Here is a 10,105-nt window from a genome sequence, read left to right as displayed (position 1 = left end):
GGAGCATATCAAACAATACAATGCTTCCAAATGCGACATGGCTGCATAAAATACTGTACATCCAACGAATCAATATCTTTCAAAAGAACGATATTTTCACCAAGGGGGACGTCTACCCTTTTTTAGCCAGAAAATAAGAGCAATTTTTTCATTTAACTATTGACATTTATTAGCTGGACTGCTATTTCATTTCGTTCATACCGTAAACTCGTTCTTCAAAATATTTACGGCTGATTTTTCCTTTGACAACAACGAAACCTTTTTGCTCCAATTCCGCATTTAACTGACGGATCAAACGATACGCATAGGAATCAGATACTTCTAATTCTTTCGCTACTTCTTTTGCTGATATAAATAATTTACTAGCCATCTATATCCCTCCTTTCTTTTTTCAGTTCATTATCGAACGGTTTATATGTATCATAACATTTCATTTCCGTACTGTCAATAGAATAATTTCAAAAATGAACTGTTTATTTTTATATTTCATTTTTGAACTGTTTATGTTATACTTTTAAGTAACAATCAGCAAAGGAGTGTTTTCTTATGACAGTAGGTGAGAAAATAAGAAAATTCCGGATCGATCAAGGATATACACAGAAAGAATTGGCAATCATGTCCGGATTGAGCGAATCGGCAATTAGAAATTATGAACTTGGGAATCGTTTCCCTTCAGCAGAACAGTTAAAAAAAAATAGCGAACTCATTAAAGATCAGTCCATACGCCATGTCTGATCCAAACTTTGATACTTATATTAGCGTCATGCACGCATTATTTGCTTTGGAAGATCAATATGGACTGCACGCTTATCGAGATGAATCTGGCGTACCGCAGCTCATGTTTAAAGACAAAGGACACGATTCTTTGAATATGCTGGATAATATTGGAACATGGGCTGATATGTATCAGAAATACAGAAATGAAGAGATTACAGAAAAAGAATATCTTGACTGGAAAAGCCAATTTCCTGCCAAATAAAAAAATTTATTCATGGTCATTTATAAAAATATTGTCATTTGATTGTCACTAGACGTAGAAAGAGCCAAGAAAGCCCGTAAAATAGGCATTTCTTGGCTCATATATTTTATTCAAACTCAATCGTTCCCGGTGGCTTACTCGTCAGATCATAGAATATTCTATTCACCCCACGAACTTCATTTATAACTCTGCTCATCACTTTATTCAGAACTTCATACGGAATCTCCGCTGCCTCTGCAGTCATGAAATCAATCGTATTAACGGCTCTAAGAGCTACAGCATAATCATAAGTTCTCTCATCACCCATAACACCAACGCTTCTCATATTCGTAAGTGCTGCAAAATACTGACCAATTGTCTTATCAAGTCCGGCATTTTCAATCTCTTCACGATAAATAGCATCTGCATCCTGAACGATACGAACTTTCTCAGCTGTTACTTCGCCGATGATACGTACTCCAAGTCCCGGTCCTGGGAATGGCTGACGGAATACGAGTCTTTCAGGAAGTCCGAGCTCAAGTCCTGCTTTACGAACTTCATCTTTGAAAAGATCACGAAGCGGCTCAATGATTTCTTTGAAATCTACAAAATCCGGAAGTCCTCCTACATTGTGGTGAGATTTGATCACAGCGGATTCTCCGCCAAGACCACTTTCTACCACATCCGGATAAATTGTTCCCTGTGCAAGGAATTCAACAGTACCGATCTTCTTTGCTTCTTCTTCAAAGATACGGATGAATTCTTCACCGATAATCTTACGTTTTGCTTCTGGCTCTGTAACGCCTGCAAGTTTGTTATAATATCTTTCCTGCGCATTTACGCGGATAAAGTTCAGATCAAACTGGCCTTCTGGTCCGAAGATTGCCTCAACTTCATCTCCTTCATTTTTACGAAGAAGTCCGTGATCTACGAATACACAAGTAAGCTGTTTTCCAATGGCTTTGGAAAGAAGTCCTGCTGCCACTGAAGAGTCAACCCCACCTGACAGTGCGAGCAATACTCTTCCGTTTCCAACCTTCTCGCGGATCTCTGCAATTGTATTCTCAACAAAGGCATCCATCTTCCAGTCACCTGCACATTCACATACATTTTTTACAAAGTTGTTGATCATCTTTGTTCCTTCTACTGTATGAAGTACTTCTGGATGGAACTGGATTGCATACAGTTTCTCAGCTGCGTTTTCAGCTGCTGCAACCGGACAGTCAGCAGTGTGTGCTGTAATTTCAAATCCCGGAGCAATTTTTGAAATATAATCAAAATGGCTCATCCAACATGTTGTTGTCTCTGAAACACCCTCAAATACTTTGGAGTCTTTTTTATCAATAATAACTTCTGTCTTACCGTATTCTCTTACATCTGCACGCTCAACTTTTCCGCCAAGTACATGAGACATCAGCTGTGCGCCATAGCAAAGTCCGAGAACCGGAATTCCAAGCTTGAACAGTTCTTCTGAATAAGTCGGTGAATCCGGCTCATAACAGCTGTTTGGTCCGCCTGTGAGAATGATTCCTTTCGGATTCATCTCTTTGATTTTTTCAATATCTGTCTTATATGAATAAATTTCACAATATACATTACACTCCCTGACACGTCTTGCGACTAGCTGGTTATACTGTCCACCGAAGTCAAGGACAATCACTAATTCTTTCTTCAAATCTTTCCTCCTGTCAAATCCAATCAAAACTATTTGCTTTATCTATATATTTTTTTCTGTTCTTCATTATAGTAGAGGAATCCTTGATTTACAAGTATTTGTTTATGTAAAATAAAATCTTATCCACAATTTCTATTACTATACACGGTAATTATTCCCCTTCTGATCTATCCAAAGCAAAAAAGATGCCGAACAAATGCCCGACATCCCATTTTTATGTTCCATTTTATGCTGCAAATCTTTCTAGCTGTCTTTCAAGTTCTGTGCAATCGTCTGCATACATCTGCAGTTCAATCACGTTATTCAATCCCAGATTCATGATTCCAAGTAATGACTTCGCATCTACTACTGCCCGTCCTCTTCTCATGTCCATGTTAAAGTCAAATTTACATACTGTTTTCAAGAAATCAATGATCTCATCCGGGTGTTTGAAAGTAATGTTCATTGTGCTCATTCTTTTCACCTCTTTCTGCCTTAACGGCTATGAAATCCTTTTCACTTTTCACATATATCATAGCACATTTTTTATATTTAAAAGGGTGAATTTTTTTATAAAAGTGTATTTTTTTAATTAAATATGCCTCTTATTCTCTACTTTTTTCTATAAGCAATATGAAATTACTCCTGATTATGAAATCCCAGTGGAGTTACGTCTGTATTCCGTCGGTAAAATCCCTTCCTCCTCTTTAAACACCTTACTCATATATTTGGGATCAGAGTAACCGACAAGCCCCGCAATCTGATTCATCTTATATTTTGTTGTCCTAAGAAGCTCCTTTATTTTTTCTATCCTGTATTTCCTCACAGTTTCTGTAAAATTATATCCTGTCTCCTTCTTAAACTGAGAACTCAGGTATTCTTCTGATACATAAAGCTGGCTCGCTGCTTCTTCCAATGTAATACCTCTGTCATATTCTTTTCTTACAATTTCCATTGCTTTTTGAATAAGCGTACTGTACCGCTCAAATTTATGTTCATATGATATCATCCGTTCCAATCCTTGAATCGCTTTCTCTATCTGTTTCCAGCTGATGGCATATGTAATCTGCTGCATAAGACTCAGGATTTCTGTTTCGTCAATCTGCCCGCCATAATTTCTATAATTTAATCCAGCTGCCATGCAAAAACGAATGATACTGTATTTTATTTCTTTTGGAAAATATTTTTCTCTTTTCATTTCCTCACAAACAAGTTGAAATTGTCTGGCAATTCCTTTCTTGTTTTCATCGAAAATCATTTCCCGCATTCGTTGTTCTAATTCTACCGGATAACGCACCGGAACAACTTCAAATTTCTCAACTGTCTGCTGACAGATCAAAACTCCTCGTGGCTGAAGAAGATTCCATTCCATAAGGCTCCCTGTCTGAATCATTGCCTCTTCCAGCTTTGTCAGCTGTTTTGTCTCTATCCATACACAAATAATTGTCCCCGGAAACTTCCTACATAACCCAGTAACCACATTTTTTTGAAAATATTCTTTCCAGTTCCTAGCTTCATATACCCGGTAAATGATCAGGTACACCTTTTTCCATTGATCCGAACATATAACAGATGCCGAAAATCCGCACTCATGTCTACAGATTTCTTCGAGAAATCCACGTACATTCTCCTTCTGCTCCTCGTATTCGTCTGCCATTGAAACCGTAAATAAATATCCCGGATCATCCACTGTAAAACCAAATCTCCGAATGGTCATTTCATTTAACTTCTGATTCGATATAATTTCTCCATCTCTGCAGCTCAACAGAACATTTTCAACAGTAAAAGAAGCCTGCATCCAATACTCATTCCTGATTTTTTCATGAATACGGCTTAATGCCTTCTTAAGCTCCATCGGCTGAAACGGCTGTACTAAATATCCGTCCACCCCCAGATCGATTGCCTGCTTTGCCTGTTGAAAATCTTCATCCTTTGTTATAATAATCACACGAAACTCGCGTCCTTCCGTGCGTAATTTTCTCAAAAGATTTAATCCATTCATCCGTGGAAGCCCAATATCCATAATAACAAGGTTTGGCTGCATAACTGTTATCATCTCATATGCAGACTGTCCGTTCCCTGCAATCCCCGCCAATTCGTAATTCGGATCTACACGTTTCAAACCTTTTTTCAGTTCTTCTAATACTTTTTCATCCCTTTCAATGATTGCCACCCGCATTTGAACAGTCTCCTCTCAATGTCCGTGTTTCCGATTGGATATCCTTTTTTATTGTAACATTAACTTCAATAATTGGAAGTATGCAAGTGTAAATATTTTTCTCTGGTGGCGAGCCCTCCCCGGATGTGACGTTCTGATTTGTTGGTGTCTAAAACCTTACGCGTTTCATGAGCCAATGATGGGTTGATCTGAAGCAGACGTTCTGTAACATCCTTATGTATGGTCGTAACTAATTAGAACGCTATCATCTAAACCTAAATCACCAAATATTCTAAGGTAAATGTCCACATTCCCCTCTTTATCTACTTCAATCTTCTGTATAATCTGTTTCAACTGCTCATTTGTCATATCTGCAACTGAAGTAATGCCCTCAATGTTTTTGAACGTATGCTGTACGATTTCTTCCAACTGGTCGCCCTTATTCAGATTATACTCTACCAGTTTTAACTCGTTTTCCAGTTTCTCAATCTTTTTCTTCATACCTCCGATTTTTTCATTCAGTTCCTCACGGCTGATTAAATCATCTGTGTACATATCCATATACTTTTCTCTTGTCTTTTTCAACTTTGCAAGTTCTGTCATTAGTTCATTTTCGTATTGTTCATTATCTTCCTTTTTCTTATATATCCGATTAAACTCTTTTACAATACGATTTATGATATTCTTCTTATCCTTTAAAATCTCTTTAAAATATTCATCTAATGCCTGTATGAGTTCCGCTTCATCTATCGTGACTGCATTCGGGCAATTATCTACCCCTTTTCCGTTATGTCCCGAACAAACCCAACGAATATAAGTATTTTTATAGGTTCTGACTGTTCTTCTAAAAGACCAGCCACATTCTTTACACTTAATTAAGGTACTAAAAATATATTTGTTACTCTGTCGTTCTTTATTTAGTTTAAATGCCTTATGCCTGCTTTTTAATACTTCTTGTGCCTTATCAAATATCTCCGGTTCAATGATTCTAAGTTCCGGCTTGTCCGTAATCAGCCACTCGCTTTCTTCTTTTGTGGTTCTTACCCCAGTCAGAAAGTCCTCAACTTCCTCTTTTCCATTGATGATTTTTCCCGTATAGAGTTCATTTGTAAGAATACGGCAAATCGCATTTTGACTCCACGCACAATTACGTTTTGTTTTTATCCCTTGTTCATTCAACATATTTGCGATTTTAGCCGCACCATATCCCTCGTCAATATACCATTTGTAAATCTGCCTTACATTTCTAGCTTCTTCTTTATTTATTTCAAGATTGAAATAATCTCCAATCGTTTTATCATACCCATAAACAATATTAGGAACTCGTCCTTTTTCTGCGTTCATTTTCTTTCCGAATTTCACACGTTTAGAAGTGTTTGCACTTTCTTCCTGTGCCAAAGCTCCGAAAATGGTTAGAACAAATTCCGAGTTCCCCAATACTGTCATATTCGCTGTTAAAAATGTTGTTTCAATTCCTAGTGCTTTCAATGCACGAATACTTTGTAAGAAATCAACGGTATTACGGGCAAATCTTGAAATATCCTTTACAACAACCATATCAAATAACCCCTGCTTTGCGTCACGCATGAGTTTTTGAAATTCTTTTCGATTTTTAATCTTTGTTCCCGAAATACCCTCATCTGCATATAGTCTTACAAGATTATGTCCATTACGCTCTGTAAACTCTGCAAAAAACTTTTTCTGTGCTTCTAAACTATTTAACTGGTCTGATTTATCTGTTGATACTCTACAATAAGCGGCTATATTCATCTCCAACACCTACCTATTTACTAATCATCTTTCTGTTACTTCTTTATCTTATCATAGTCACTTCTGTTTCTCAAGATGAATTTGCAACTTACTATACTATTTTCATTACTTCTTCATACTCTTTCTTCTGTATAGCACTTTCTACTTCTTTTTCTAATCTTTGGACACCTACTGCTACGAAAATCTTTGCTATGTACTGAACGGTTTCTTCCTCCGTATTCGGATTATGAAAACGTATATTCAGTTTCGTCTTTTTCAAATATGTTCACTCCTAAAAGTCCTTTCTGCATTTATATGTCCAGTCTGAACGATTATTCCCTTTTACCTTAACTTCTCTTTTCACTTAACTTTAAGGATTTTAAGTAGTCCTCATACAACTGCTTCTGTGTGATATTCATTTCTCCATTTGCTATGAGATTCCCAATATAATCTCTCTGCTCTATCTTTCCCACCTCTGCAAACAGCTTTAAAGATGGTGCAACATATTTTTCCAGCCATTCCCACACCTTTTGCAGACTTTTCTTCTGTGGTTGCATGGTAAGTTTCACCTTACCTATGTCTTTCATCAGTTCCGCCCACGCGCGATAAGTGGGATAAAGTCTTTTTCGAGTTGTCATGCTGTCTGTCGGCTTTTCTAAAAATCGTATTTTACTGTTCAATACTTCCATTGCCAGTCCTGCCACATCTCTGTATCTCAATAATTCCTGTACGACACTTACTGCCATTTCCTGTCGAAATCTCAATTCATATCGATTCCAATTTTCATCCAGTTCCGTTCCATACTTTTTATTCTGTTCATATCCTTTTTCATAAAATACCAATCTTAAATTACTGGCTGAACTGCGAGATAAAGACTTCCACCTTTACTCTGAAAGACTTCCTCTTTTAGTTCTCCCGAATCGTGAAAATCTATCTCCCGTAACTTTGTGGAAAGCAATCCCTCTTTTGTCCTTACAATCAAATCGGGAATACTCAAATATGGTTTTCTATCATCTATCGCCAAATCAATCCGAGGAAAGTTGATGTGATACTGGCAAACTCTGTTTAAGAAATCAAACCATGTTTCCTCATTGAGCTGTAAAAAAATCTCATAGTTGCGACAGCCTTTCCCACTCATTAAAATCTGAAAGCCTTGATACTGTGCGTTTCCTGTTGGCTTTAGCACCTTGATATTATCGAAGATTGCTACAACCTCATGTCCTGCAATCCCCTTTTCATAGCCTGTGACCGTCATAAGTTCCAAAGGTATTCTCAGCACATCTTCTATGACTGCTTCTAATGGAACTTCCTTAATGGTTATCTGACACCAGTCTATCAACGCGCTTAATTCTTCTTTCTGCCGTATTACTCCCCTGTTAGTGTAGGGGAGTTCTGAAAGAAGACTTCCGCTTCTTTCTTCCAAATTTATCAAACCTCCTATCTGCAACGGCATTGCCGTTGCCCTGCCCCCAACCTGCCGTTTGGTACGTCAGAACGGGGACAGGAACTTTGACTGCCTATACCTGTTTGCTTGAAATACTGCGGATTCCTTTACAGGTAATCCTCTCCACCAGCACAGGGAAATTCCCTCTCTGTACATAAGGCGAGTATACTGCTTCTTCCAGTTCTACCACCGCATAAGGCTCAATCTTCGGAAGTTCCGTTGCTTCCAGACGAATATCCACGCTGTTTCCTAACTTCATGCTTCCAAGATGAAGTTTTAAGGCTTCCACTTCCTCTGTTTTCTTCTTGTTCTCCCTATCATAATGGTAACAAGCGTCTGCACCCATAAATCGAAGTTCTCCAAAGGCTTCTCTGACCTGTTCTTTTGTCAATGTAATCTGCATACATCTTCCTTTCTCCCCGTCCTGCCGATAGGACAGCTTTCTTTTATTTCCAGTTCCTTTGATATGACGTCATATAGTTCAGTTATTTCTGAACCCATTTGTATCATAGCACACAGATTTTCAGTTCGCAAGAGAAAGTTTAGTTTTTTATGAACTTTTTATTTTCTTTTTTCTGCACCTGTGGTATAGTGGATTTAGATGATAAGATATAACAAGTTATAACGAGATATAGAAAGAGAGGTTTTTTCAGATGAATACCATCGCAGAACGGATTCGATTTGCTATGAAAGCTAAAAATAAGAAACAGATTGATATTGTAAAAGATACAGGTATCAGCAAAGGAGCATTCAGTTCCTATCTTTCAGGACAGTACAATCCCAAAGCAGATAAAATGGAACAGATTGCCGATTCTTTAGATGTGGACTTGCGGTGGCTTTACGGAGAGAACGTACCCATGCAGACTGGCTCACAAGGGCAGGAACAGGCACTTCCTTATGTCTTTTATAATAATGACTGCTCGGAATATCTTCTTGACAAGCTAGATGATATGTATATTGCCATGATGCCCCAGTATGCCGCCATGATTCCCCGTTTCTATGTTCTTGTAGACAGGAGTTCCAATGCAATGCACCTGCTCCCCTTGTTTTTAAAAGAGGACTGCTCCGAGTTTTACGAATGTCCATCAGACCTGTTCCACTCTGACAGGCACGCTATTTTTACAAAAGATTTTGAAAGTATCAACATGGTACTGATAACTGCTACTATATATTATTACGGAATTGACACAAAAACGTTTGAACCGAAAGTTACCATGCTTTCCTATTCACCAACTGATGATTGTTTTCAAATCAATACTAAACCATATGGATTCCATATAAAGGCATTTGAGAAAGAAATTGAAAAAGAAGCACTATACCTAAAATATCACAACCAACAATAAACAAGAGGACTTGCAAGGTTTCTGACCTTACAAGTCCTCTGCTGTATCATGGTGCTGTTGGCTGTGTCCGTTCCGTCAAGGACTGCCCTACGGCGTATCGGCTTCGCCTTGTTCCTTGACCTCACTAGGTATAGGCAAACTGGGATTTATCGCATACAGGCATTGACAAATTTCATAGGTACGTCCATGCGTTCTGATACTTGTTTTGGTGTCATTCCACTATTTAAGAAACGCTTACATACTATTTTCATGTTCTCACCAACTTCAATAATATGTTTATCTGGGTCATAGAAACGAACAACACGCTGTCCCCATGAATGTTCTACAATGGGGTGGACGTATTCAACATTACATTCTTTCAGCTTATCCGCAAATTCATCGAAATTATCTTCTTCAAAATAAATTTCAAAGTTATTGCCACCAAAAGAAATACCACTTTTCCCGATAAAGTCTTTATATGTTTCAACCGTCTGCAAAGCCAAACCGCCTGTTAAAGTTTTATTTGCTCCAAAATCCATAATCACATGAAGCCCGAAAACTTTTTTATAAAACTCAACTGATTTCTCTATATCTGTTACCACTAGCATAGGATTTTTCAATTTCATTTCCATTACCTCCACAAGTCCTAGTTTATATATTCGTCTATTAGTTCTTAGTATTATGGATCATTTCGTAATAATAGGTTTTCCCTCCACATCTAATAATGGAGTTAAACCACCTCCAAATCCATTTGCAATAAAAAGATAATTTACTCCTGTTTCTTTATCAACATATATTGTTTTCTCACTTTTTAAACCCG

Annotated in this window: 14 protein-coding genes and 1 pseudogene; 3 read left to right on the top strand and 12 right to left on the bottom strand. The window is 37.7% G+C overall.

The genetic code is table 11. The features are described 5' to 3' along the window. Positions 1-181 precede the first annotated feature (181 nt). On the bottom strand, positions 182-370 hold the full coding sequence (locus tag DXB52_RS14070; RefSeq protein ID WP_003019365.1) for a hypothetical protein: 189 nt from the start codon (positions 368-370) through the stop codon (positions 182-184). A gap of 176 nt (positions 371-546) precedes the next feature. On the opposite strand from DXB52_RS14070, the gene DXB52_RS17500 reads away from it, so the two are divergent. Continuing rightward, positions 547-735 (top strand): helix-turn-helix domain-containing protein, encoded by a 189-nt coding sequence (locus DXB52_RS17500; protein ID WP_472520316.1) that lies wholly within the window; start codon positions 547-549, stop codon positions 733-735. Beyond that, a complete protein-coding gene (locus DXB52_RS17495) occupies positions 728-979 on the top strand; it encodes a hypothetical protein (RefSeq protein WP_472520314.1) in 252 nt (83 codons plus the stop codon). The genes DXB52_RS17500 and DXB52_RS17495 overlap by 8 nt, the downstream gene beginning before the upstream one ends. A gap of 106 nt (positions 980-1,085) precedes the next feature. On the opposite strand, the gene guaA is transcribed toward DXB52_RS17495, so the two are convergent. The 9 genes and pseudogenes from guaA to DXB52_RS14030 form a co-directional block, all read right to left on the bottom strand. Further along, positions 1,086-2,633: a glutamine-hydrolyzing GMP synthase gene (gene guaA / locus DXB52_RS14060; protein WP_055146606.1), complete on the bottom strand. Its 1,548-nt coding sequence runs from the start codon at positions 2,631-2,633 to the stop codon at positions 1,086-1,088. A 226-nt stretch (positions 2,634-2,859) separates the two neighbouring features. Beyond that, positions 2,860-3,087: an HPr family phosphocarrier protein gene (locus DXB52_RS14055; protein WP_015530108.1), complete on the bottom strand. Its 228-nt coding sequence runs from the start codon at positions 3,085-3,087 to the stop codon at positions 2,860-2,862. A 174-nt stretch (positions 3,088-3,261) separates the two neighbouring features. Further along, positions 3,262-4,791 carry a response regulator gene (locus DXB52_RS14050; RefSeq protein ID WP_118107854.1) on the bottom strand — a complete coding sequence of 510 codons (1,530 nt, stop codon included), beginning with the start codon at positions 4,789-4,791 and terminating at the stop codon, positions 3,262-3,264. A 65-nt stretch (positions 4,792-4,856) separates the two neighbouring features. Beyond that, positions 4,857-5,018, bottom strand: a pseudogene (locus DXB52_RS14045) (sporulation transcriptional regulator SpoIIID); the annotation flags it as partial. Next, complete coding sequence (locus DXB52_RS14040; RefSeq protein ID WP_117467738.1) at positions 5,005-6,540, bottom strand: recombinase family protein; 1,536 nt, start codon at positions 6,538-6,540, stop codon at positions 5,005-5,007. The pseudogene DXB52_RS14045 and the gene DXB52_RS14040, both read right to left, overlap by 14 nt. Before the next feature lie 91 nt (positions 6,541-6,631). Next, the gene (locus tag DXB52_RS16255) at positions 6,632-6,799 is read right to left on the bottom strand and encodes a hypothetical protein (RefSeq protein WP_165853158.1); all 168 of its coding nucleotides are present in this window, start codon (positions 6,797-6,799) and stop codon (positions 6,632-6,634) included. 67 nt (positions 6,800-6,866) lie between these two features. Then, positions 6,867-7,361, bottom strand: coding sequence for a replication initiation factor domain-containing protein (locus DXB52_RS17490; RefSeq protein ID WP_472520309.1), 495 nt, complete (start codon positions 7,359-7,361; stop codon positions 6,867-6,869). A gap of 2 nt (positions 7,362-7,363) precedes the next feature. Continuing rightward, positions 7,364-7,942 carry a replication initiation factor domain-containing protein gene (locus DXB52_RS17485; RefSeq protein WP_472520307.1) on the bottom strand — a complete coding sequence of 193 codons (579 nt, stop codon included), beginning with the start codon at positions 7,940-7,942 and terminating at the stop codon, positions 7,364-7,366. A 94-nt stretch (positions 7,943-8,036) separates the two neighbouring features. Beyond that, positions 8,037-8,366 carry a hypothetical protein gene (locus DXB52_RS14030; RefSeq protein ID WP_117467739.1) on the bottom strand — a complete coding sequence of 110 codons (330 nt, stop codon included), beginning with the start codon at positions 8,364-8,366 and terminating at the stop codon, positions 8,037-8,039. Positions 8,367-8,616: 250 nt separating this feature from the next. On the opposite strand from DXB52_RS14030, the gene DXB52_RS14025 reads away from it, so the two are divergent. Next, complete coding sequence (locus tag DXB52_RS14025; RefSeq protein WP_117467740.1) at positions 8,617-9,306, top strand: helix-turn-helix domain-containing protein; 690 nt, start codon at positions 8,617-8,619, stop codon at positions 9,304-9,306. 146 nt (positions 9,307-9,452) lie between these two features. On the opposite strand, the gene DXB52_RS14020 is transcribed toward DXB52_RS14025, so the two are convergent. Both DXB52_RS14020 and DXB52_RS17480 read right to left on the bottom strand, forming a co-directional pair. After that, on the bottom strand, positions 9,453-9,911 hold the full coding sequence (locus DXB52_RS14020; protein ID WP_117467741.1) for a VOC family protein: 459 nt from the start codon (positions 9,909-9,911) through the stop codon (positions 9,453-9,455). A 60-nt stretch (positions 9,912-9,971) separates the two neighbouring features. Further along, positions 9,972-10,082 (bottom strand): DUF6440 family protein, encoded by a 111-nt coding sequence (locus DXB52_RS17480; RefSeq protein ID WP_472520318.1) that lies wholly within the window; start codon positions 10,080-10,082, stop codon positions 9,972-9,974. Positions 10,083-10,105: the final 23 nt, after the last annotated feature.

Source organism: Ruminococcus sp. OM04-4AA (genome assembly GCF_003462585.1).
GTDB classification, from domain to species: domain Bacteria; phylum Bacillota; class Clostridia; order Lachnospirales; family Lachnospiraceae; genus Mediterraneibacter; species Mediterraneibacter faecis.
This window is presented reverse-complemented; position numbering and strand designations above follow the sequence as displayed.